Origin of the sequence: Microbacterium sp. SGAir0570, assembly GCF_005491085.2 — a bacterium.
Lineage (GTDB): Bacteria > Actinomycetota > Actinomycetes > Actinomycetales > Microbacteriaceae > Microbacterium > Microbacterium arborescens.
In genome coordinates, this window is record NZ_CP027929.1 from 1,156,646 (window position 1) to 1,178,519 (window position 21,874).

At 68.1% G+C, this 21,874-nt stretch carries 24 protein-coding genes; 8 read left to right on the top strand and 16 right to left on the bottom strand.

The genetic code is table 11. The annotated features are described in order from the left end of the window. Nucleotides 1-184: 184 nt before the first annotated feature. On the bottom strand, nt 185-1,348 hold the full coding sequence (locus C1N74_RS05445) for a HAMP domain-containing sensor histidine kinase (RefSeq protein ID WP_137750137.1): 1,164 nt from the start codon (nt 1,346-1,348) through the stop codon (nt 185-187). Beyond that, entirely contained in the window at nt 1,348-2,007 is a 660-nt protein-coding gene (locus C1N74_RS05450) for a response regulator transcription factor (protein WP_137750138.1), read from the bottom strand. The genes C1N74_RS05445 and C1N74_RS05450 overlap by 1 nt, the downstream gene beginning before the upstream one ends. Nucleotides 2,008-2,146: 139 nt before the next feature. On the opposite strand from C1N74_RS05450, the gene C1N74_RS05455 reads away from it, so the two are divergent. From C1N74_RS05455 to C1N74_RS05470, 4 genes are read left to right on the top strand one after another with little or no spacing between them, the layout of a single operon-like run. Further along, nucleotides 2,147-2,800, top strand: a complete 654-nt coding sequence (locus C1N74_RS05455; protein WP_023951683.1) for a hypothetical protein — start codon at nt 2,147-2,149, stop codon at nt 2,798-2,800. A gap of 29 nt (nt 2,801-2,829) precedes the next feature. Then, complete coding sequence (locus C1N74_RS05460; protein WP_137750139.1) at nt 2,830-3,831, top strand: peptidoglycan-binding protein; 1,002 nt, start codon at nt 2,830-2,832, stop codon at nt 3,829-3,831. Beyond that, nucleotides 3,824-4,459 (top strand): ATP-binding cassette domain-containing protein, encoded by a 636-nt coding sequence (locus C1N74_RS05465; protein WP_023951679.1) that lies wholly within the window; start codon nt 3,824-3,826, stop codon nt 4,457-4,459. The genes C1N74_RS05460 and C1N74_RS05465 overlap by 8 nt, the downstream gene beginning before the upstream one ends. After that, on the top strand, nt 4,456-5,520 hold the full coding sequence (locus tag C1N74_RS05470) for a hypothetical protein (RefSeq protein ID WP_137750140.1): 1,065 nt from the start codon (nt 4,456-4,458) through the stop codon (nt 5,518-5,520). Before C1N74_RS05465 ends, C1N74_RS05470 begins: the two co-directional genes overlap by 4 nt. An 11-nt stretch (nt 5,521-5,531) precedes the next feature. Here C1N74_RS05470 and C1N74_RS05475 read toward each other — a convergent pair whose 3' ends face one another. Beyond that, a complete protein-coding gene (locus C1N74_RS05475) occupies nt 5,532-6,314 on the bottom strand; it encodes a TetR/AcrR family transcriptional regulator (RefSeq protein WP_137750141.1) in 783 nt (260 codons plus the stop codon). 284 nt (nt 6,315-6,598) lie between these two features. Between C1N74_RS05475 and C1N74_RS05480 the strand changes: the two genes are divergently transcribed. Beyond that, nucleotides 6,599-7,525: an NAD(P)-dependent oxidoreductase gene (locus C1N74_RS05480; RefSeq protein WP_137750142.1), complete on the top strand. Its 927-nt coding sequence runs from the start codon at nt 6,599-6,601 to the stop codon at nt 7,523-7,525. Between the two features lie 46 nt (nt 7,526-7,571). Then, complete coding sequence (locus C1N74_RS05485) at nt 7,572-8,258, top strand: ScbR family autoregulator-binding transcription factor (protein ID WP_023951675.1); 687 nt, start codon at nt 7,572-7,574, stop codon at nt 8,256-8,258. Here C1N74_RS05485 and C1N74_RS05490 read toward each other — a convergent pair. Beyond that, nucleotides 8,255-9,187, bottom strand: coding sequence for an AvrD family protein (locus C1N74_RS05490; RefSeq protein ID WP_137750143.1), 933 nt, complete (start codon nt 9,185-9,187; stop codon nt 8,255-8,257). The two genes, C1N74_RS05485 and C1N74_RS05490, sit on opposite strands and share 4 nt — an antisense overlap. Before the next feature lie 126 nt (nt 9,188-9,313). Between C1N74_RS05490 and C1N74_RS05495 the strand changes: the two genes are divergently transcribed. After that, nucleotides 9,314-9,796 carry a hypothetical protein gene (locus C1N74_RS05495; protein ID WP_023951673.1) on the top strand — a complete coding sequence of 161 codons (483 nt, stop codon included), beginning with the start codon at nt 9,314-9,316 and terminating at the stop codon, nt 9,794-9,796. Then, nucleotides 9,796-10,545: a GAP family protein gene (locus C1N74_RS05500; RefSeq protein ID WP_064956887.1), complete on the top strand. Its 750-nt coding sequence runs from the start codon at nt 9,796-9,798 to the stop codon at nt 10,543-10,545. Before C1N74_RS05495 ends, C1N74_RS05500 begins: the two co-directional genes overlap by 1 nt. On the opposite strand, the gene C1N74_RS05505 is transcribed toward C1N74_RS05500, so the two are convergent. The 12 genes from C1N74_RS05505 to C1N74_RS05555 form a co-directional block, all read right to left on the bottom strand. After that, entirely contained in the window at nt 10,540-12,120 is a 1,581-nt protein-coding gene (locus C1N74_RS05505) for a thiamine pyrophosphate-binding protein (protein WP_181405583.1), read from the bottom strand. The two genes, C1N74_RS05500 and C1N74_RS05505, sit on opposite strands and share 6 nt — an antisense overlap. Then, nucleotides 12,117-12,551 carry a hypothetical protein gene (locus C1N74_RS16375; protein WP_023951669.1) on the bottom strand — a complete coding sequence of 145 codons (435 nt, stop codon included), beginning with the start codon at nt 12,549-12,551 and terminating at the stop codon, nt 12,117-12,119. The genes C1N74_RS05505 and C1N74_RS16375 overlap by 4 nt, the downstream gene beginning before the upstream one ends. Continuing rightward, nucleotides 12,541-13,389, bottom strand: a complete 849-nt coding sequence (locus tag C1N74_RS05510; protein ID WP_137750145.1) for a hypothetical protein — start codon at nt 13,387-13,389, stop codon at nt 12,541-12,543. Before C1N74_RS05510 ends, C1N74_RS16375 begins: the two co-directional genes overlap by 11 nt. A gap of 248 nt (nt 13,390-13,637) precedes the next feature. After that, nucleotides 13,638-14,351: an NAD-dependent epimerase/dehydratase family protein gene (locus C1N74_RS05515; protein WP_071918326.1), complete on the bottom strand. Its 714-nt coding sequence runs from the start codon at nt 14,349-14,351 to the stop codon at nt 13,638-13,640. Further along, nucleotides 14,348-14,857 (bottom strand): hypothetical protein, encoded by a 510-nt coding sequence (locus C1N74_RS05520; RefSeq protein ID WP_137750146.1) that lies wholly within the window; start codon nt 14,855-14,857, stop codon nt 14,348-14,350. The genes C1N74_RS05515 and C1N74_RS05520 overlap by 4 nt, the downstream gene beginning before the upstream one ends. Nucleotides 14,858-14,876: 19 nt before the next feature. Then, entirely contained in the window at nt 14,877-15,134 is a 258-nt protein-coding gene (locus C1N74_RS05525) for an acyl carrier protein (RefSeq protein ID WP_137750147.1), read from the bottom strand. Beyond that, complete coding sequence (locus C1N74_RS05530; protein ID WP_114598616.1) at nt 15,127-16,194, bottom strand: hypothetical protein; 1,068 nt, start codon at nt 16,192-16,194, stop codon at nt 15,127-15,129. Before C1N74_RS05530 ends, C1N74_RS05525 begins: the two co-directional genes overlap by 8 nt. Further along, nucleotides 16,191-17,057 carry an AMP-binding protein gene (locus tag C1N74_RS05535; protein WP_162815219.1) on the bottom strand — a complete coding sequence of 289 codons (867 nt, stop codon included), beginning with the start codon at nt 17,055-17,057 and terminating at the stop codon, nt 16,191-16,193. Before C1N74_RS05535 ends, C1N74_RS05530 begins: the two co-directional genes overlap by 4 nt. 22 nt (nt 17,058-17,079) lie before the next feature. Beyond that, nucleotides 17,080-19,665: a phosphotransferase gene (locus C1N74_RS05540; RefSeq protein WP_114598618.1), complete on the bottom strand. Its 2,586-nt coding sequence runs from the start codon at nt 19,663-19,665 to the stop codon at nt 17,080-17,082. Beyond that, nucleotides 19,662-20,207, bottom strand: a complete 546-nt coding sequence (locus C1N74_RS05545) for a flavoprotein (RefSeq protein ID WP_023951653.1) — start codon at nt 20,205-20,207, stop codon at nt 19,662-19,664. The genes C1N74_RS05540 and C1N74_RS05545 overlap by 4 nt, the downstream gene beginning before the upstream one ends. Next, nucleotides 20,198-21,391 carry an aldehyde dehydrogenase family protein gene (locus C1N74_RS05550; protein WP_064956878.1) on the bottom strand — a complete coding sequence of 398 codons (1,194 nt, stop codon included), beginning with the start codon at nt 21,389-21,391 and terminating at the stop codon, nt 20,198-20,200. Before C1N74_RS05550 ends, C1N74_RS05545 begins: the two co-directional genes overlap by 10 nt. Next, nucleotides 21,388-21,813, bottom strand: coding sequence for a hypothetical protein (locus C1N74_RS05555; protein ID WP_114598619.1), 426 nt, complete (start codon nt 21,811-21,813; stop codon nt 21,388-21,390). Before C1N74_RS05555 ends, C1N74_RS05550 begins: the two co-directional genes overlap by 4 nt. Nucleotides 21,814-21,874 lie beyond the last annotated feature (61 nt).

Below are 21,874 nucleotides of genomic sequence, written 5' to 3' on the forward strand. Positions count from 1 at the left end.
CAGAGCGGCACGTGGTTCGCCGGTCCCTTCAACGCCAGCGCGGAGCACGATGTGTGGGGCGGCACACAGGGGCTGTCCTTCGCCAAACACGGCTGCAAGACGGCCACCTCGGGCTGGACGACCAGCGGCGGATACGCGTGGGCAGCCTGTGGCGTGGACACGGGTAGCTACGCCTACAACTCGTTCAGGTGATCGCCTGAGTGGGCTGAGCTGAACGGAGGCCGGGGGTCGCATCCCCGGCCTCCTCTGTTGCCGGCGGGAGGCGAAGGGTGCCGACGAGGCCGCCTTCCTGGCGCGGTTCCAGTTCGAAGGTACCGCCATGCTGACGTGCGATGCTCGCAACGATCGACAGCCCGAGTCCGTGCCCGGTGACGTCGCCAGCGCGTGTCTGGGCGCCGCGGCTGAACGGCTCGAGCAACTGTGCGACCTCTTCGTCCGTGTAAGCGCATCCATCATTCGCGAAGCGGGCGGTCACGGCCGTGGGCGACGCGGTGACTTCGAAGGTCGCATGCCCGTCGGCTGGGGCGTACTGAGCGGCGTTTCGCATCAGATTGTGCACGGCCTGGGTGAGCAGTGTCTGATCCCCGTCGACGATGGCGACCTGGTCAGCTTTCACCTCGAAGCTGACGCCACGGGCCGCGAAAGCCGGGGCGAGGTCGTCGGCGAGGATGCGGACCACCCCTGCGACGTCCACCGGGTAGCGCCTGTCTTCGGGGAGGCGCCGGGTCTGAGCGAGCAGAAGGAGGGCGTCGATCGTCTCGTCCATGCGGGTTACGTTCCGGAGGGACCGGTCGACATCCTCGTCATGGGCAATGCGGGCGCCGATCGACTCCAGGGACGTCCGTACGACGGCGAGTGGGGTGCGCAACTCGTGGGAGGCGTTCGCGGCGAACCGCTCCTGCTGGGCGAAGGCGTCACTGAGCTGGCTGAGGGTGTCGTCGATCGTGTCGGCGAGGTCCTTGATCTCGTCATCAGGCCCGCGGAGGGCGAGACGCTCGTCCAAAGTGCTGGCGGTGATGCGCCGGGTGTGCTGGGTGATGTCGGAGACGCGGCGCAGGGAGGCCCGCGCTGCGCGATAGGTGAGGAAGGTGCCGAGGGCGGTGATCAGGGCGAGTGCGGAGCCGGTGACGGTCATGGTCATCGTCTTCGCCTGGTTGGTGAGTCGGAACACGGCTTCCACGACCTCCGGGGCGGAGGAGGCTCCGTTTTCGGGGACGACGGTGATGCTCGAGGAGGCGACAGAGGTCAGGGACGCCCAGACCGCGACGAAGACCAGAACCGAGATCGCGGTGAAGATCGCTGCGGACCGCACGGCGATGCGCGCGGCGAGAGAGCTCCTGCGGGACATCAGCTTGTCTCCAGTCGATACCCGAAACCGGGGTCATGGACGATGAGGTCGGGAGCGAGCTTGCGGCGCAGCGAGTGCATCGTCACTTTCACGACGCTGCGGGAGATGTCGTCGGGGGCGTCCCAGGCGACGTCGAGTAGGCGTTCGACGGTCAGGTGCCGTCCGTCGGCGCGGGCGAGTGCCTCGATGACGGCGAATTCCTTGGGGGAGACACGGATGCTCCGGCCGTCGAAGATGACGTTACCGCGGACTCGATCGACGGTGAGCGCGCCGACGGTGATCTCATCCGAGATGGGCGCGGTTCCGCGCCTGCGGAGCGCCCGCAGGCGGGCGGCGAGCTCCTCGTACGCGAATGGCTTGGTGAGGTAGTCGTCTGCGCCGAGGTCGAGCCCGGTGACGCGATCGCGCACGGTGGTCAGCGCGGTGAGCATGATGATGGGGATGTCCTGACCGGAGGTGCGGATCTCGCGGCAGACGCTGTCTCCGCTCATGCGCGGGAGGTCGCGGTCGAGGATGACGGCGTCGAATTCGTAGTCGATGAGGCGGTCCAGTGCCTGGACGCCGTCGTACGCGGGGGTGATCGTATATCCGTCGCGGGCGAGAGACATGGTGATCGCTGCGGACAGGTCGACGTTGTCTTCGACCAACAGTATTCGCATCGCGTGCTCCCTTCCTCAGGTACATACGCAGTCTTCCCGGAGGCGGTTAGGGCCAGGTTAGGAGAGCGCTAACCGTACCGAGACCCGCCGTGGGTAGACCGGTAACACCACGGCAATTCAGAGGAATCGGAGCGTTCTCATGCGAACAACCACAGCATCAACGCGGGTCGTCACCGGCATGGTGGCACTCGTCCTCGCAGGCTCGGCGCTGGTCGCCTGTACCTCCGGAGTGGACGGCGAAGGTCAGGCTGCTCCGGAAGGCGAGCGTCTGGCGGGTAGCTTCGAGGAGCTCCTGGAGCAGTACCTCGAAGGCGAGGAGAACCCGTACGTCATCGACGTACTCACGAGCGCCATCGACACCGGCGGCATCACGCAGGCTCAGTATGACGAGGCGCATCGCATGTACACCGAGTGCATGGTCAACGCCGGCTACGAGGAGGAGCACAAGCGCCTCGCCTCCGGCATCATCCAGATCACGCCCCCGGAGATGTCCGCTGAGGAAGCGCAGAAGTACATCGACACCGCCGGGGAGTGTGCCGACGAGCTCGCGCCGATCGAGGCCCTGTACCGAGCGCAGCAGGGCAACCCCGACCTGCTCAGCAACGGCGAGGAGATCGTCGTGGCCTGCTTCAAGCGCAACCAGGTCGTCGAGGCCACGTACACGACCACCGACCTCGCCGAGGACCTCGAGAACCGCTTCGAGGAAGCGGAGTACGACCCGAACGACGCCACCGTGCAGGAGTGCTTCTCAGCAGGCGGCTACGCCGTCGCATTCGAGGAGGAGGAGCAGTGACGTCCCGCCGGACGGCCTCACTGATCGCTGTGACCACACTGGTGGTTATCGGCGCGGCAGGTTCCCTCGGGTACGCGCTCCGACCAGTCCCGGAACCCGAGCTGCTGCGTGCAGGCAGTGAAGAGACATCGGCGCCGGTGGTCGCGCAGACCTTCGACGACAGTCGGCGCGTGCAGGTCAAGCTCGTCAGCGGCGCCGACCAGACCCTCGCCATCCAGACGTCGGGCACGCTGACAGCGTCCTGGTGCCGCGACGGGGGGGAGGTTACCTCGGGCACCGTCGTCGCGCACGTCGACGAGCGCCCCCTCATCGCAATGCACACTACGGTCCCGCTCTACCGCGACCTGTCCGTCGGGGACGACGGCGCCGACGTGGCCGCGCTGCAGACCGAGCTCATCCGCCTGGGCCACCTCGACGCGGAAACCGTGGATGGGGAGTTCGGCAGCCGCACCGGACGGGCTCTGCAACACCTGAGGGTAAGAGCCGGAGTCGAGGAGGGCGAGCGGTTCGCTGAGCGCGCGGAGTTCATCTGGCTGCCGTCGCCGCAGCTGACCGGCATCGCATGCGCCGTGAAAGTCGGCGACGCCGTCTCGCAAGGGAGTGCCATCGCAACATCCCGCGGGGCCCTCGAACGCGTGACGGTGCAGTCTGTCCCCGACAACCTCACGCCCGGCGACCGGACGATCAAGATCGGGTCGGTGCGGGGCCCTCTCGATGCGCAGGGAACCGCCTCCGACCCGGCCTTCCTCGCCCAGCTCGCCGGCGATGAGCGGCTGATCTCCGGCCTCGCCGAAGATCCCGGGGCGACTGTCACCGCGACCATCGCGCTCGCGTCGCCGATCGACGCCTATTCCATTCCCGCCGGCGCGCTGATCTACGACGGTGACAGCAGCTGCGTCAAGACAAGCGCCGGCACCGTGAAGACAGAACTTCTGGGCTCCTCCCTCGGCGCGGCCGTGGTCGCGTTCGAAGGCGAAGTGCCGGAGAGCGTCGCGATCGGGACCGCGCTGGAAGGGGTGCACTGTGAATGACGGGCGTGCGGTGCGCGCCATCGGGCTCGGGCACGGCTTCCCCGGCACACCGCTGCTGTTCGAGAGCCTCGATTTCGAGGCGCGCCCGGGCGACGTGGTGGGACTGTGCGGTCCTTCCGGGAGTGGCAAGTCCACGCTCCTATCCATCTTCGCCGGGTGGGAGACGCCATCGATGGGTCGGGTCGAACGCGTGCGCATCACGCGCACCAGCTGGGTGTTCCAGAACCCGCACGGCGTCGCGCACCGGAAGGCGATCGACCATGTCGTCTTCCCGTTCCTCGCCGCGGGAAGCACGCGCGGCGAGGCCGTCGAGCTCGCTCGTCCGATACTCGCGTCGTTCAAGCTGACCGCCGTCGCCGACCGCTCCTTCCGAGAGCTCTCCGGAGGGGAGGCGCAGCGCCTGATGCTTGCCCGCGCCGTCGCGACCAGGCCCTCCCTGCTCCTTGTCGACGAGCCGACGGCGCAGCTGGACCTCCGAACCTCGGAGACCGTGAACCAGACCCTCGGTGCGGTCGCGCAGGAGGGCGCCATCGTCCTCATTGCCACGCACGACCCGGGCACACGGGATGCGTGCAACCGCGTCATCCAGCTCGAGGACTACGCCCCCACGAGGGGGGTGGCCGCATGAAGATGCGCAGCATCGCCTCCGAGGTCCTGCGGAACGTCGTCTCCGGGACCGCGCACGTGCCGCTTCTCGGTCTCCTGCTCGCGCTGACGGCGGGGCTCGCCGCGGGGGCGGACGTCGCGGCCGTCCACGGGCTGCAGAACCAGGCCCGTACGTTCATCACCGGCGGCGGGGCGACCCGCATGCTGGTCGCGGAGGACAGCGTCGACCGCGCCCGTTGCGAATCGCTCGACTGGTACCGGAGCGTGCAGGCCTCCGGTGCATTGCGTCAGGCCGAAGACCTGCCACTGGACGCACTCGCCGGCGCCGGGTTCCCTGTGTACGAGGTGACAGCCGGGTTTGCAAGCCTGCTCGACGTGAAGTCCGCCTCCGAGGGTGCTTGGGTCTCGGAGCCTCTCGCGGAGTCCCTCGGGGTCGCCACCGGTTCGACCCTCGCCACGGATGGCCGGGACCTCAAAGTGGCCGGCATCTTCGCCTACCCCGACGACGGACGTGACGCTCGCCTGGAGTACGCGATTGTCATGCCCGTCGAGGGTGCCGGGGTCTTCGACGAGTGCTGGATGCGCGCCTGGCCTCAGGGCCCCGACGACGATGGCCTCCTCCGCCAGGCGCTCGCGTCCGAGGCAAGCACCGGGACCGAGGTGTCGCTGACTCAGCTGAACCGCAGCATGGGCACGAGCTTCACAGGCACAGCGATGTTCGACGACCGCCTCACCCGATGGGCGCCCGCGGTCGCCGCGGCCGCGGGGCTGCTCATCGGGTTCGCCGCCGTACGCGCCCGTCGCCTGGAGCACGCTTCGGCACTGCACGCCGGCCAGTCACGCGGCGCGATGACCTCGACAGCGATCCTCGAAGCCGTCGTGTGGTCTCTGGCCGGCGCCGTCTTCGCAGGAGCAGTCATCTACCTCAGTGCAGGAGCTCTCGCCCCGGAGGACGTCGCCTGGGTCCCGGCCGCCATGCTGCCGTCGCTGGTCGCGAGCTTCGGTACGGCGCTCGCGGGCGTTTTCCTCGGGACTCTCACTGTGCGCGAAGCGGACCTGTTCCGATTGTTCAAAGAGCGATGAACGCCGTCAGATCATCGCGCGGCTGTCGGCGAGAGCGACGCAGTGAAGGCCTCGTATCCCTCGTCGGTGGCGATCCCCCGGATCGCAAGCGAGCTGACCTCGCGAATACGCTCCTCGAGGTCGGCCCAGCGCGTGGCGATGGCGGAGATCTCCTGCACGCCGACGAAGGTGGCCACCACGAACCGGGAGGCGGCTTCGATCTCGACGTCGGAGCGGACCTCGCCTGCCCCCTGTGCGCGCAGAAGGAACTTCCCGATGGCGTCGTTCCACATGGTGAACGACGCGCCCAGGAACTCCGGGAACTCCTCAGGAGTGTGGGAAGTGAGGCGAAGCCCCGCCTGCACCGTGACATCCGCGCGCACCAGTTCCGCCAGCCCTGTCGACACCTCGTGCAGGCCGGCGAGACCGCCTCCCGCGGAGCTGAGGACCCGCTCGCTCAGGTCGACCATCATCGCGTGCTCACGTCGGATGATCTCGAGCGCGAGCTCGTGCTTGTTCTCGAAGTGGAAGTAGAAGGCACCCTGCGTGACTCCGAGTGGTTCGATCACATCCGCGATGCGGGCCTTATCGAACGGTATGGTCGCGAAGACCCGGCTCCCGGATTCGAGCAGTGCTTCACGGGTCTCCCCGCTCCGCTGTTGCTTGCCCATATGGGGGCTGACACCTCCGACCGGAATTGGGTTCCCCCACCATGACACTCGCCGCGAGTGGGGTCGCAGGGCCTGGTGAGAACTGCCTACATGGTACAGAGATGAATGTATGACCACTGCCAACGATGCATATGACAGGGGCATGAGCCGGGACGCGAAGGGCCGTTCATGCTACGTAGTCGGCTACCGGTGTGAACTTTGCCGCTGCGCGCCCGATACGCCGGCGTGGGCGGCATCCGTCGACGGTCAGGGGCGGCAGGAACTCGAAGGTGATCTTCGCCGTGCATGGATATTCGAGCGCCGCCGATGATGACAGAACCGCTCGCGGGAACGTGGACGTGACCGTGCCGCCTCATGACGGTCTCGCCGAACTGAGCGGATAGCTGCTTGTATGTTCTGAGGGGGTTCGAGTCGTGGTGGGGGAAGCTATGGCGAATTCAGTCGCGGTCATCGGCGGGACGGGATTCGTCGGTCGTCATGTGGCGGAAGAGCTCGCGCATGCGGGATTCGACCCGCTCATCCTCAGTCGAGGCCGGAACGCCGAATTGCGATCCGATCACAGGAGTCGCGTCGTCGATATCGCCGACGGGGCGGAATCTCTCCGCAAGGCGATCTCCGGGTCGATCGCTGCGATCAATGCGGCGAGTCACGTCGGAGATGATGCACGGGAGCAGCGCGGCGTGAACGTCGACGGCGTGACGCATACCGCCGAGGCGACGACGTCGCTCGGCATCCCCCTCGTGCACGTCAGCACGGCGGGAATCTACGGTGCACTCGCATTCTCAGGCGGCAGGGAGGGGCAGTATCCGGTTCACCCGGAGTCCGAGCTCAGCGCGACGCGAGCGCGAGGCGACGCGGTCGCATCCGCTTCAGGCGCGTCCGTGCTGCGCCCCCTGTTCATCACCGGAGTGGGGGACGGGCACTTTCTTCTGCGGCTGCTCTCCGCCCACGCCGCGCTCGGAGCATGGATCGAAGACGGTGCCGCCCGATTGTCGGTGGCATCTGCCGGCCTCGTCGCCCGGGCAGCCGTCGCTGCCGTGCGGCATCGCCTGGAAGGTGGAGCGGGTGCGGTGGTGCATGTCGTGCCGGATCGGCCCGTCGCCGTGAGAGACCTCCTCTCGCCGATCCTCGCCGAGTGGGGGAGACTTCCCTCCCGGTCGCTGAGCGCCGCCGATGCCGGTGCGGCACTCGAGGCGCGCGGTATCCCAGCGCGCAAGGTCGCGCAGTTCGCCCACGACTACTTTCTCTCGTCCGAGCGCCTCCGCGATCTCGTGCCCGATGCGGGAAGCCGCGATGTTCACCTCACCGATGCCGCGCTGTCGTGGTACGTCCAGCACGGGCGGTCGGCGCGCTGAACGTGTGAGCACCGGCCGCGGATCGGCCAGAGGATAATGGGCTCTCGTGCGCAAGGATGAAGCAAACCGCGAGGTCTCGACGGCTGTTCGGCGGACGCCGCAGCAGAGTCGGTCGCAGGAGACCCAGCGCGCGGTGGTCGAGGGGGCCGCGAACGTGTTCGACCGCGAGGGATACGGCAAAGCCAGTCTCTCGATGATCGTCGAGGAATCGGGGATCTCCCAGGGGTCGATGTACTTCCACTTCAAATCGAAGGAGCAGATCGCGCTCGCGGTCATCAACGAGCAGCACGCGCGCTCGCTCCCGTTGTTGACGGATGCCGTCGACACCTCGCCCGGCGTCTTCGAGAGGCTGGTCGCGGTGTCGCGCGCCATGGCGGACCAGCTGCGTCACGATGCCGTCGTGCGGGCCGGAATCCGGCTCGCGATGGAAGAAGGCGCCCTCGGCGCGCCGGCCGGCAACTTCTACCTCAACTGGGTCGAGATGACGAGTGCGATGCTCGCACCTGCGCTGGAACGAGGCGAGCTCACGAGCGGGCTGTCTCCCGAGACCCTCGCGAAGACGCTCATCGGCTTCTTCACCGGTGTGCAGCTCATGTCGCAGGCGATGAGTTCACGTGACGACCTGCTCGCCGGTCTCCGCGATATGTGGCTCTTTGCGGTAGACGCGATGGTGCCCCCGGCGGATCGCGATGCCGCCGTCGCCGCCGTCGAGGCAGCATTCCGGCCCGCCTAACGAGAGTAGGCGAGCGAGGCTGCAGCCTGGAGGCCTCCGGTGCCGCGCGCGACGACGTCGAACACGTTCCACCGCACGGACGCGCGGTCTATCCGTTGGGTTCGGGCGATACTGACCTCCAGAAAGAGCGGTCCGTGCAGCTGTCGACGCTCGCCGACGTCGAACGACGCGCTCCGCATCCAGATGGAGTTGGCAGACGCCCGATCCAGTCCGTCGCTGCAGTAGATCAGCGCCTGCGCCTGCTGCGCGGAGAGGCGCAGGAGGTCGAGCACGGTGACGACTCTTCGGGCGGGGGGACAGTCGGACGCGATCTCGTGCTGGAACTCGACCGAGCGCCCCGCCTCGATGCGTGTCAACCGGGACTTCCACACGTGCTCCACGGCGCAGTCGGCGGCGAGCTCGACGGAGAGGGGGCTTCCGTCCGACGGTGTCGCCTGAATCAGCGCAGGCGGACGATCCAGGTGCGCGACGGTGCGCATTGCGCCCAGGGTGAGCCGTGCTTCGACGCCCGCCGTGGAACCCAGCGCGCCGAGCGTGCCCGAGACGGGAACGCTCTCGAGTTCGACATCCGCCGTCGTCCCCGCACGAAGACTGACGCTGCGTAAGCCCGGGGGCGTGGGCGACGAGGAACCGTCGATCGGTGCCGGGTGCGAGCACAGTGCCGCAGTCAGGACGATCGCATCGATGGAGCTGAAATGCGGCGCGGGTGATCTTCCCGTTTTGACCGTCCAGGTCTCGGGATACTCCAGGGCGGCGCGGCCTTCGAGGGCGAGCTGCTGATCGCCGGAGCGCGTCGCAGAGCCGGTGAATGCTCGCGCGACGTGTCGGAATCGGCTCGCCAGGTAGCGCTCGGATGCGGGGCCGAGCAGATCGTCCAGACTCGCGCCGACCGCTCCTGAGATGGCAGCTGATCGATGCGAGTAAGCCATGCGGTCAGCTTATTTATGGCACACAGGTAACGCTAGAGCGAGATGGATGCCCGTTCATGCCATGATTAACTGGTGCGAACGACTTAGTAATGCCGGCGATGATGACCAAGGCAGGGGAGCGACGCGATGAAGGCACTCCGGAAGACGATCCTGGCGGTTGCGATGGTCGGCGGGCTGACGGTGGCAGCGTCCGGATGCGGCGTGATCGACGACACCATCGAAGGACTCACGGCGACCGGTCCGGCGACGCCCGCCCCGCCTGCCGGGGGCGATGGGTCCGAGGGCACCGGCACCGACATCGTGGTGACCGCGATCGTGACGAGCGACGCCGCGAAGTCCGGCGAGATCTTGGTGACCGTCGACGCGCCCCGCGACAGTCAGAGCTTCGCGGAGGACTCGGTCGAGCTGCCGTTCGAGCACGAATTCAGCGTGCCGACGGATGTGGCGTTCCCGTTCCGCGGAAGTCGGATCGAGGTCGACGCGGGACCGGGGGCCACGTGGATCGAATGTCGCATCATCGTCGACGGTGAAGAAGTCGCGACCCACCGTGCCGAGGGAGGCGCTTCGACCGCGGTGTGCGAACGCAGGCTCCAGCTCGGGCCGTCCTGATGGATGTCGGCACCCTCGGAACCCTCGTCGTCCTTGCGCTCGTCGACTCGACGAGCTTCGGCACGCTGCTGATTCCCGTGTGGCTTCTCACAGCTCCGGGACGGGTCCGCGCAGGTCGCGTCGTCGGATACCTCGCGACCGTCGCTGCGGCCTACTTCCTCGTGGGAGTTCTGCTGTATCTCGGTCTCTCCGCGATCGTCACGCGAACGCGAGCCGTATGGGATTCGCCTGGCTTCCTGATCGCGGTCCTCGTGCTAGGCATCGTGCTGATGGCGGTGAGCTGGCTGATGGACACGAAGAAGGCGCGTGCTCGCGCGGCGGAGCGCGCGGCGGCCGGTGGCGGAAGGATTCTGAACTGGCGGAACCGGATCATGGAGGACGGGCGCACGCGCGGGGCGACGCTCGGTCTGGTGAGTCTGGCACTCGTAGCGGTCGTGCTCGAACTCGCCACGATGGTTCCCTATCTCGCCGCGATCGGCATCGTGGCGGCCACAGGCGTCGGCCCGGGCCTGTCGGTGGTGACGATCGCGGGATACTGCGTCGTCATGATCCTGCCGGCCCTCGTCCTCCTGGTCGGGCGGATGGTTGCGCACGATGCGCTCGAAGGACCGCTCACGCGGCTCGATCGGTGGCTCACGCGCAACGCTCAGGCGACGACAGCCTGGATCATCGGCATTGTGGGGTTCCTGCTCGCGGTGAACGCGGTGGCGAATCTCGGCTGGGTCGATATCGGCGCCGGAGCGTCATGACTCCCAGGGCGGTGCCGCAGGATGGACGTCGAAAAATGTCGCAGCGGGTGCCGAGAGGTGCTTCTGTGACCGGAGTTCTGCGGGTGTGATCACATCGACGCCGAGTGACGACAGCACGGCGGGCAGACGACGGTTCCACGCGAACGTCGTGAGCTCGGGGTCGGTCCTCGACAGAGAAGGCCAGCCCATTCCGGAGTTGCTCGACACGACGTAAGCGATGGGCCGGTGGTTCTCCACCGCGTCCGTCACGGCCGCCAGATGCATGCGGAGGGTCGCATCGCCGCAGATCACGAGGGCCTTCTGCGAGCGCTTCGCGCCGAGCGAGCCGCAGAGCGCGGCACCCATGGCCGCTTGCTCGGCAGCGACGACGAGTGACGTCGACGGCGGAACCGTGAGGAAGCGCGGGTCGTAACCCCACATGTCCGTGAGGCCGTTCTCGATGCAGACGATGTCGAAGTGTCCATCGACCATGATGCCCTCGATCTGAGCCCATGTCGCGGCCATCTCGGACACGCCCTGCTGCCTGATCGGCCGGGCCCCGCGGAGCGGGGGCGGAGCTGCGGAGGCCACGAGCCCGTCGCGGGCGAGCGCCAAGAACGCCGCTGCGTCGGACGTGACGTCGATCCTCCGGCCGTCGTGGGCCGGGCAGCTGACCTCGGACTCGTCGACCAGGAGGAGCGTGGCGCCCTGTTTCGGCGCCCACCTCTCGCGCACGGTTTCCTCGAGCGCTGATCCGAGCGACACGACGACATCTGCCGCCGCGAGCGCATCGAGGCCTTCCGGCGTCGCATAGAGCCCGGCCAGGCCGACGAAGCTCTCGCTCGACTCGTCGATCGCGCCTCGGCCCGAAGCGGTCACCAGCGTCGACGCGCCGAGCTGAGCCGCGAAGGCGTCGAGATCCCCGCCGCGGACGTGCGCCCGCTTCGCGCCCCCGCCGACGATCACCGCGATCCGCGCGCGTTGGGCCGCGGCATCCCGAAGCTCGTCGACCGCCCGCAGAGCGGACATCGATTCCCGTGTTGCCGGGATCGAAACGCTCCGATCGCGAGACCACCGGCGCCGGGTCCCGTCTCCGTGCTCCTCGTCCGACCCCGTGCGCGTGCGCACCACCGCGACCGCCGGCGAGCGGTGGCGGAACGCCTGCCGCGAAGCGGCGGTGATCCCCGCGATGAGATCGGCTGAGTTCTCGATCGTCCTCGTCGGCATCTTCAGGGATCGGCAGATGTCCTCTATCGGCAGATCCTGGAACGCGCCCCACCCCCGCCGCTCCGGTGCGGCCGCCTCGACGACGACCAGCAGGGGCACGCGACCTGACGCTGCTTCGGACAGCCCGAGGAGCGCGTTGACGAACGAGGGCCCGGTCTCGAGGCTGAGCACCGTCAACGCGTCGGGCTGGAGAGTCGCGCGCCCGAACGCGGCGAACGCGGCGGTGCGCTCGTCGCTGAAGACCGACCGCTCTTCGCGAGTGCAAGCGTCGAGGAGGCCCGGTGCGTCGAGCGGCAGGCCGAACACGTGCAGGTCGCCCAGGTCGCGCAGCGCCGCCGCCGCCGGACCCCAAGCGAGTTCCGACGTCACGCGGGGTGTCCCGACAAAGCCGAGGAAGTGACGTCCCAGGTGCCCGAGGGCGTTCTCCGGACGCGGATGATGAGCGCAGTACGCTCGCCGTCGTGGGCGCTGGCGGCGACATGCACGAGGGTGGGGTCGGTGGCTCCCACCGCGAACGCACTGCCGTCGAACCCCGCTTTCGCCAGCAGCCCGAAGGCCCGGCACGCGTCCGCGTTCATGAGCTCGGTGGGCACGACGCGGTAGCCCGGGCTGTATCGGCGTCGCGGGTACTCGACGGAGATCCAGTCGAGGAGCGGGCCGCAGTCGAACCAGACATCGAAATCGTCTTCGAGGTCGGGGCTGTGCAGATGGCACGCGGCGAGGACGATCTCGCCCATCGTCACGTGCCATGACGGGTAATCCAGCGAGACATTCGCCGCGACGGTGTGCTCAGTGGTCATGGCTGTCTCCGATCAGAGGGGAGTCGCTGTTCGTCAGGCTGACGTGCAGGGCGCTGCTCGTGGCGTGCGGGTCGGGTCGCCAGGGCAATTCGGCGGTTCCGTGAGCGATCTCTTCGCCGTCGCGTCGGAGACGCCAGTCGACGATGTAGTCGGGGCACACCGGATTCGTCTCGAGCCTCCGGTGCATCCGCACGTCGACCGTGTCGCCCTCACGTACCGGTAGCTCCGTGCTGCCGAGGGGAACCACGACGGGCAACCAGCTCGACCGAGAGCTCAGGCTGTCGACGGAGTGCGTCCCGATCTTCACCGCCACCGACAACAGCAGTGAGTCCAGCGTCCCCGGACGCGACACCGCCACCTCGGCCGGAGCGGATGCGACTTCCGAGAAGCTCCCGCTGAAATTCGCTGTCTCCACGGTGGTAGGGCGGGACAGCAGGCCAAGCTGGACCTGCCGCCCCACGACGCACAGCCGCACGTCGCCGCAGCCGACGGTCTCCGCGAGCGCACGGCGATAACGATGGGCTTCGCGCGCGAACACGGGCTCGGCGCCCCTCAGCATCCGCCGCCAGCTGAACGCGCTCACGCTCGTGATCCAGCCCTGCGGGACGACGAGCATCCCGGGGTCGCCGATACGTCGGATCTCTCGGCCCACCACCTGCTCAGCCCCTTCGGAGCTGCCGATGGCACCGACGATCTCGCTCACGAGGATCGTGGGGCGGATCTCCGATTCGACATATTCGTCGTAGGAGAGAACATCGATCGATGCATATCGGGGGTCGTTCGCCAGTTCGGCGGTCAGGGCCTCGCGGACGTGGTCCAGCTGCTCGACGGCGACCACTCGGCGCGCCGAGCCGTGCCGCGAGGCGTGCCCACGGGGCTTGCCGGCCGCAGCCCAGCTCGACGACGACCGAGTCTGCGGAGACGGCGTCGGTCAGAGTCTCCTCGAAAGCGCGCACCCGAGGCTCATCGTCCATCATGAACTGATAGGCGGCGTCGTCGTAGACGGGGTACTCGCCGATCGACGGCAGAAAGTAGGCGCCCGATCCGGAAGGCGTGCCGGGGAACGCGGCGCGCGGTGCGTCGAGATCAAGCGTCATGCTGCACCCGGATGACGCGCGGCAGGCGTTCGCCGCGTTCGGACATCAGTGTCGCGTCGACCAACCGGTCGGTGACAGCGGCGAGATCGACCCACCGGCCGGCCGAGACCAAGCGATCGACAAGGTCGGGATCTCGCCGGCGGTAGATGGTGTGGGCGGTCGAAGGCACGACGAGGTCGGCCACGACCGCGGTGAACGAACGGCATGTGCTCGATGCGTCCGCGACGGAAGCCAGCAACGACTCTCCCTCTCGTTTGGTGCGTGCCGTCAGCTCGTACATATCGGGCTCCTCGTCGTCGGGTCGATCCGGCAGATGGTTGTGGGCGTCCGTGGATGTCACGTAGACCACTCCGAACGGAACGCGGTTCGTGTCCGCGATGCCGCGGACCAGGTTCGCGGGCGCCGTGGCGTTGACGGTCCGAGCTCCGGTCGCATCGGGCTCGCTCTCGAGGCCCGCCGCAGCGCACAGGAGCACTGTCGAGATCTTCCCGCCCAGCGCTGCCAGGATCCCGGCGGGCCTGGGCTCGGGCTCGTCGAGGAGGTCGAGCTGCCGCGCCTGCCAGCCCGAGCATCTTGCGGCCAGGCGTGTCGCGCGAGCTCTGCTCGATCGATAGGTGAACACGCCCTCGACGCCGCGGCGGTCGAGTGCACTCACGAGGGACGCGCCGATGCCTCTGCCGCCGCCGACGATGAGGACCGTCATGCCGGCTCGCTCGCCATCGCGCGGGAGGGGAGCGGGGGATACCGCTCCCGAATGCGCGACAGGAGGGTGTTGGCCGGCTCGAAATCCTCTTTCGTGACCATGCCCCATCGCGCGGTGCGCGACAGCGACCCCTGACCGAGATACGACGGCGAGACTGCCGTCTGGCGCGCGACCCCCAGGCGGAACAAACTGTCGAGCGGCCTGTTCTCGACCGAGGTGATCACCGCAAGCGCGTACGCCTCGCGGAAGTCGAACAGCCATGCACCCAACGTGATGGCGGCGTCCAGCCCCGCGCCGCTCGAGAGCGCCCGATCATCCAGCTCGATGCCGATCTGGAACACGCGGGGGAATGTCTGCCGCGAATCGATGCGTCCGACCGGATCGCCGTCGGACAGTCGGTGGATGTCGAATCTGCTGTAGTCCTGCGACGATCCCGCCTCGGCAGATCGCCGCAGATACGTCCACTTGCCGTGCAGATGGCTTCGCCAGCTGGTGTCGGGCTCCACGCCGGTTCCTCCGCTGCCGCTAAGCGCTGACCGTCTCGGCGGAGTCGAGGAACCGACGCAGGTCTCCCACGGTCTTGATCTCCGCGGCCACTTCGTCGGCCACAGCCACCCCGAACACCTCTTCGACACGGATGCACAGCTCGAGCATCGCGAGCGAGTCGATGTCGAGGTCGTCGGCGAGGACGGTGTCGTCGGAGACGACGACATCCGCGTAGCTCTCCTCGTTGATCCGGCCGGCCTCGATGCGCACGAAGTCGTACAGTTCCGAGTCAGTCATGGTTCTCTCCTTCTGTTTCGATGATCAAAGCGACATTGCTGCCCGAGAATCCGAATCCGTTGACCAATGCCGCCCGGTGCCGGTCGGACAGATCGAGGCGGGCTTCGCCCTCCGCCTCCGCGAGAAGCCGGATGCTGCCGGGAGCGGCGAGCGGCTCGCGAAGTCCGAAACTGCCCCCGACAGGTACACCGGAGAGAACGCGCACGGCGGTGACGATCGACGCGACACCCGCGGCGAACACCGCGTGACCCACGGCGCCTTTGTTGGCGAGCACGTCGACCGCCAGGCCGTACGTCTCGGCATACCGTGCGATCGCCTGCAGTTCGGCCTGATCGCCCTGCTTCGTGCCCGTCGCGTGCGCGATCACGAGGGTGGGCGCTCGGCCCGCCTTTCGTGCGGATTCGCTCATCACGAGGTATTCCTCGTCGGGGTCCGAGACGGTCTTGCCGCCGATGCTGCGTGCGTGCCAGCCGGTGATGACCGGGTCATCACCGAGGGGAGTCGGGGCGGCCTGGACGATCAACGCGCCGGCGAAACCGTAGACGCGTGTGCCGGCTGCGGCCTGATCGAAGGGGCGCACCTCGGGCGCCCATGCCCGTGCGTCTCGGAACGTGTCCTCTTCGAGCGACCCGTCGATGGAGGATGAGCACACCACGACCGTGTCGGCTGCCCCCGCACGGCAGAGATCGGCGGCCACGCCGGCGGCGACACCGGTCGAAGCGCACGCATGCGAGAGCACCAGCGACGTGACCTCGGACCCGGGGAGCAGTGCCTTCACATGCCGCTCGGGACTCTCCGGGTAGTAGCGCGAGGTGGCCGGGTCCGCCCCGATGCACTGCGCGCCGACGATGACGACGACCCTGCGACCGATGACGTAGCCCTTGGCCTGAGCCGCGTTGAGCGCGTTGCTGATGCATGCGTCGCGGAGCTCATGCGCGGCGGCATCCGGATCCCATGCGACATCGTCGCCCACGTCGGCAAGGCCGACATCGAACCGCTCGCTTCGTGGCGAGCTCACGCTGGTCGCCGTGATGACGGCCCGTGCCGGTGCGGATGTCATGACGCCGTTCCCGCCTGATCGCGCAACCGGCCGAGGGGAACGATCTCACCGTCGATGATCTGAGCTCCGTCGCCCGTGCGCAGCCAGCCGTCGTCGTCCCTTTCGGGCGGATCCACGATCCGGTGATTCACGACCTCTCCGAGGGCGGCGAACGGTGACCGGATCACGAGCTCGCCGTCGCGGATGGTGCACTCGACGCCGTCCAGCGGTCGGCCGCAGCTGCCCTCCGTCGCCGAGGCGTGCAACCCGATCGCGACATTCGGACCGGCCTGGGTGAGTCCGTACCCGTTGGCCAGCGGTATCCCGTTGTCTCGGTAGTGCGCTTCGACGGAGCGAGGGAGCGGATCGCCGCCGACCCCGCGCACGGAGAGGTCGGCGAGGGCATCGAGGACGGCGGGGTCGCGCCGTGCTTTCACCGCGATGGTCTGCCAGAAGCGCACACCGGCGTCGAAGGTGTCGATGCGACGCTCCAGGATGGCCCGGATCGCCGAGTCGATGTCGAGCGGGTCGAAGACGACCAGCGCGGTGTCGTTGAACAGCGACATCAGCACGACGCTTGTGTAGTACGCCGTACCCGCGCGAATCGCCATGGCTACGCGGCATCCCGGCCGCACGTCCATCGCGCGAGCCGTAGCGGCGGCGTGCTCTCGGACGCCTGCACGCGCGAATGCGAACATCCTCGGCACGCCCGTGGTTCCGCTGGTGCGCTGAAGCAGCGCCACATCCGACCCGTCGACGTCGAGCCGGGCCTCGCCGACGGGCGCTGACGCGGAGTCGACGAGGATCACCTCATGTCGGTCCCACCGCTCCCTCATCGAGTCGAGCAGCTGGGATGCCGGGAGCGACGGGTCGATCGCGGTCACACGGCGACCATCGAGTCGGCGCTCAGTGGGTAGTGACAGGGGCATGTGCGCGCTCTCCATAGTGGGTTCGGTTGTCGATCAGACCGGCGAGCGAGAGATCGCCGCGGTGAGTCGCGACCGCGACCGCGACCCCGCCCGCTCCCGTCGCCCCGTCGAGGGCGACCCGGCGGCCGAGGCCCCCCGGTGTCAACGGGCCATGGGGCGTCTGCACGAGCATCGATCGGAGGTCGGCGAACAGCCCAGCCGAGTCGATCCGGCCCGGAAGGTGTCCGAGACGCGCGTTGACGACACTCGCGGCGAACAGCAGCCCGGCGGCTCCGGTCATGAGGCCCGGCGCGACGCCAAGGGCGGTCCTGAGCCCGGCGGCGATCCGCTGCCAACGCGGATTCGCCAGTTCGTTCGCCGGGAGGACCGCCGACGCGGCGACGAGCAGCCCGGCGTTGCCCCGGTCGAGGTACGGACGGAACTTTTTGTCTCCGTCCACGAAGTAGAGCGCACGATTGACGACCTGATATCGGCGCCGCTCGCTGTCGATGAGGTCGTACGAGAGACCGGCATCGCCCCCGTGCGACCGGGCCCACAGGGAAAGCGCGAGGGCGATCCCCGGGCCACCGCCCATCAAGCCACGCTGCTCGGCGTCGGGCGACCGCCCGAGGTCGTTGCGCAGCAGATGTCGGGCTCGGGTCTCGAGCTCCTTCCCGACGCGGTCCGCGACGGCCGCGGCACGACCCGACGGTCGCCCCTCGGTGCCGAGGAGAATGGCGGTCAGGATGCCCGACAGTCCCGTGTCCAACCGCGAGCTGAGCGCATCCACCTCAGTGGCCTCGAGGCGGTCCAGGTAGGCCTCCGACCACTGCGCTGCGGTGTCTCTCTCGCCGTGGCGTCGGAGAGCTGCGGGGAGCAGGCCGACTCCGCCGATGAGTCCGAGGTCGGAGACACGCAACGGCCGAGACGGGCCCCCTGCGAGGACGTCGATCAGCCGTTCTTGCGCCGAGCGCACCTCGTCGTCGTCGCGGGGGAGGAAGAGCAGGCTGAGGAGGCCCGATCCGAGGCTCGCGACGGGGCGGTTGTCGAGATTTCCTCGCGGCGAGCGCAACGGATGCGGTAGACCGATTCCGGTATCCAGGTAATGGCGGCATGCTCTCGCGTAAGCCCGATAGATGTCCGCAGCCGCGGGCGGCGTGGCCGGAGACCCGGCGTGACCGCCGGTCGTCGCGTGCGATATCGGCGCATGGCCGGAGAAGTAACGTTGCACGCCTGCCGTGAACCTCGATCTCCAGTCGGGGTCGAGGTGCGCCGAGACCACCGGGGGCCAGTAGGCATAGGCCATGAGCCGGTCGACTGCGTCGACATCGCTCCCGGTCGAGTATTCGCGCCGGGTTCCGTACACCCACGGCACGCCGCGGACACCCGACGGCCCCCCGCGGCTCGCCGCTTCGAAGTCGACGAGAGCGACTCCCGCATCCGTGACGAGCACGTTCGCGGGCTGGAGGTCGTTGTGCGTGATGCCTGCTCGCGACAGATCGACGACGAGTTCGCGCAATCGATCGCCGATCGTCGCTACGCGCAGGGAATACGTCGCGGCAAGACCCTGGTACTCGTCGGTACCCCGGTCGATGCCCGCGTACACCGGGCTGTTCGAGGCCACCCATTCGAAAAGCGTGACTCCGTCGACCCTGGTCTCGACCAGGAAACTGCTCGTGCCGATCTCGAAGGTGTCGACGAGCCGCGGGACGCGACCATCCAGCTCGGGGCTGTCGGCCATCGACCGAAGAGTCGCCGCCTCGTCGCGGATCCGCTGCGCCGCGTCGGTGCCATGGCCGTCGAGGCCGATGAAACGGATGCCGCGTTTGATGACCACTCTGTCACCCGTTGCGAGGTCGTCGGCGAGGTAGGTCCCGCCGCCCGCGTGCACCGCGACGGCAGCGCGCACGCGATACCTGTCCGGGAGTGCATGAGGCTCAGCGTCGAAGCGGAGACCGGTCAGCTCGAACAGCTGATCCTTATCGGCCGCTACCGGCACCACAGCGCGGGCATCAGGCCGCAGCGTCCCGTCGGGCCCCTCGATCAGCGCCTGTCCCCATTCGTTGAACTCCGTCGCATCCGAGAACTCGAACGCGCCGAATCTGCAGTGGATGATCGTGTCGCTGAGGGAGTGGTCGCCGGCGACAGGAGGCCCGGAACGCGGACCGAGCGCCCTCCGGAGCGACACGAGGCATCTGGCCAGGTCCTCGGGTCGCGGGTAGAGCACGATCGCCTTACCGGCATTCGCCCGTGGGGCGTTCTTGGAGTACAGCGCCCACAGGAACTCGCGTCGCGCGACGTGCTTCAGTGTGAGCTCGAACTCCTGCGCGACCCGCTCGGCGATGGCGAGGACCTCGTCGAACTCGTCGAAGCACGGGGCGAGATGGATCTTGAAGCCCTGAGCGGGCAGCGGGCGGCGCCCGCGTATGACACGCCAGATGCCCCAATCCGACGTCGGATCCGGCGATCGCTGTCCCAGAGGGCCGAAGAACCGCGGGTCGATCGGGAAGTCCTGCCCCTCGGGGCGCCAGAGAGTGATGGGAGCGGTCATCACGGGGTCTGCGAGGTCGTCGAGGTATGTCATGGCTGAGTCACCATCCCTTCCAGTTCGGGCCACAACTCCCAGAGCGGCGGCGGCACGGATCCGGGTGCCGCGCTCGCGAGGCTCTCCCCGACGACCGGCTCGACCATCCGATACCGAGGCACGGACTCGATCCGCTGCCGCGCTGCCGTGTACAACGGATGCGCGACGATCCGCGGTGGTAGCGACGGGCAGAGAACCGTCGTGCATTCGCCCGTCGCGATAGCGGCCACCGACGGGGTGTCGAAGGCGAGCAGGCTGACGCGCATCAGATAGTTCACGGTCGCCGGGTAGACGAGGATCACATCGCTCGACTCGCCCAGTTCGACATGGTGCAGGTCGGCGGTCGAGAACGACTCCCAGTCGTCCTGTATCACCGGAACCCGGGCGATGCTGCGCAGCGACAGGGGACTCACGAATTGCGAGGCGGAGCGGGTCATCACGATGCGTTCGAGACCGTGCGCCTCCCGGCGACGTAGCCAGGAGAGGTACATCGGCAAGTGCGCGGCGGAGACGGCCCCCGTGGCGACCATGGTCACGCGCACAGTTCCCTCCTCAGCGTGTGGAACACACTGACGGGTCTGCCTGTCGTCATCCCGTCGACCGTGAGCCAGGTCGCGTCCGCACCGTAGCCGCCGAAGGGCCGCAATGCCGCCTCGTGGTGAAACGGCGTAGACGACGGGCACAGCCGGTAGGCGTCCGGCACCGGCCCCCCGGCGCCGCCGTAGAGGCTGAGGTACATCTCACTGCCCGCGTAGGGTGCAGCGGCGAAGGTCTCGAGGAGACGCTCCCACGATGAGAACGTCACGACGTTGAAGACGGGGGAGAAGAGCTCGGTATGCGAGGCCTCGGCGAGGTCGCTCGTCGTCACGGTTGTCGGAACGAAATCGGGCGAGTCGCAGTCAGGACCCGACCATGTCGTCCGATCCGCCATCTCGGCGAGGAACTGTCGCCCCTGCGTCGCGGTTCGTTCGTCTGGGCTCGGAGCATGCGCGATCGTGCCGGCGGATCTGCGATCGGTCATCTCGAGCAGCGTCAACCGGGCGGTCAGCCGCTCGTGGAACTCCGCGTACACCGACTCGTGTACGAAGACCGAGTCCGGAGCCAGGCAGTCGGCGCCGGAGTTGTACAGGCGCGCGAAGACGAGGTCGTCGCTGGCTTTCGAAAGATCCGCCCCGGGCATCACGATGGCCGGATTCAGCGAGGACCCGAATCCGATGAAGGCCCGATGCGACGTCTGCGCCTCGACACGGCGGCCGTTCTCGCTTCGTCCCGTGAAGATCAGCACGTCCTCGGCTGAGGAACGCGAGGTGAAATCCCGCTGCGATTCGTCGCGAAGGTGGGCGCTTCCGAAGCGGTCGAGCCCGGTCAGCTGCCAGAGCTCGGTGACCAGACCCGAGAGCGCCGCGGGCGGTCGCGCCTGCACCGGGAGCCCGAGGGAGAGAGGGATCAGGCAGTACAGGGCGATCGAATACAGAAGATTGTTGCGCGGCAGAAAGGTGTACACCGTTGCGGGGTGGCTCTGGCGCCGAGCCGGAACGCTCGCGAGCCGTTCGAGATTCCGTGCGAGCCGGAGAGACTGCGCCAACTCGATCTCGGCGCTGTGGAGTGTGCATTGCTCGGTCAGCCGGTGAAGCAGTCGCGGCGCATTGCGGATCAGCGACTGCTCGAAGCTGCGCTCCACCGAGACATCGAGATCGCCGGGATTGTCGAGCGCGTCGAGCGTCATCGTCCACCGCCGGGGACGGAGTAGAGGATCAGATCCCAGCGCTCGCCGTAAGCGAAGACGGCCTTCTCCAGGACGCCCTCCCGGGTCATCGACTGTGCGGCTGCGTGCACGATTGCCGCGTTCCACGCCGGAACCCAGGCTTCGAACCGGTCGGCCCCGCGCATCCGGGCCCCGGCCGCGGCTTCCGTCAAGGCGGATGCCACCCAGCCGGGCGCGTCATGTCCGTCGGGGATCGCGACGAAGCATGTGGCGGTCGGGTGCTCGGGCGCGAGCGAGAAGCCGACGTGGCACGCGTCGTCGTCCGTGACGGCCACCAACTCACTGTCCAGGAAGTTATCGACGGCCACGTCGTCGAACCATGCCGGGACGCCGATCGATGCCGCGGTGTTCGGGGCATGGAGCACGCGGGTCAATGCGTTCACGAAGACCTCCTCGTCGAGGGGAAGCGGAGCGGGCGGACGCGGTCGCGTCCGCCCGCTTATC

Bases quoted from the DNA above. Each gene is read 5' to 3' on its own strand.
- C1N74_RS05445 (WP_137750137.1), bottom strand. From the start codon at position 1,348: ATGTCCCGCAGGAGCTCTCTCGCCGCGCGCATCGCCGTGCGGTCCGCA.
- C1N74_RS05450 (WP_137750138.1), bottom strand. From the start codon at position 2,007: ATGCGAATACTGTTGGTCGAAGACAACGTCGACCTGTCCGCAGCGATC.
- C1N74_RS05455 (WP_023951683.1), top strand. From the start codon at position 2,147: ATGCGAACAACCACAGCATCAACGCGGGTCGTCACCGGCATGGTGGCA.
- C1N74_RS05470 (WP_137750140.1), top strand. From the start codon at position 4,456: ATGAAGATGCGCAGCATCGCCTCCGAGGTCCTGCGGAACGTCGTCTCC.
- C1N74_RS05475 (WP_137750141.1), bottom strand. From the start codon at position 6,314: ATGCCCCTGTCATATGCATCGTTGGCAGTGGTCATACATTCATCTCTG.
- C1N74_RS05480 (WP_137750142.1), top strand. From the start codon at position 6,599: ATGGCGAATTCAGTCGCGGTCATCGGCGGGACGGGATTCGTCGGTCGT.
- C1N74_RS05490 (WP_137750143.1), bottom strand. From the start codon at position 9,187: ATGGCTTACTCGCATCGATCAGCTGCCATCTCAGGAGCGGTCGGCGCG.
- C1N74_RS05495 (WP_023951673.1), top strand. From the start codon at position 9,314: ATGAAGGCACTCCGGAAGACGATCCTGGCGGTTGCGATGGTCGGCGGG.
- C1N74_RS05500 (WP_064956887.1), top strand. From the start codon at position 9,796: ATGGATGTCGGCACCCTCGGAACCCTCGTCGTCCTTGCGCTCGTCGAC.
- C1N74_RS16375 (WP_023951669.1), bottom strand. From the start codon at position 12,551: ATGACCACTGAGCACACCGTCGCGGCGAATGTCTCGCTGGATTACCCG.
- C1N74_RS05515 (WP_071918326.1), bottom strand. From the start codon at position 14,351: ATGACGGTCCTCATCGTCGGCGGCGGCAGAGGCATCGGCGCGTCCCTC.
- C1N74_RS05525 (WP_137750147.1), bottom strand. From the start codon at position 15,134: ATGACTGACTCGGAACTGTACGACTTCGTGCGCATCGAGGCCGGCCGG.
- C1N74_RS05530 (WP_114598616.1), bottom strand. From the start codon at position 16,194: ATGACATCCGCACCGGCACGGGCCGTCATCACGGCGACCAGCGTGAGC.
- C1N74_RS05540 (WP_114598618.1), bottom strand. From the start codon at position 19,665: ATGACATACCTCGACGACCTCGCAGACCCCGTGATGACCGCTCCCATC.
- C1N74_RS05550 (WP_064956878.1), bottom strand. From the start codon at position 21,391: ATGACGCTCGACGCGCTCGACAATCCCGGCGATCTCGATGTCTCGGTG.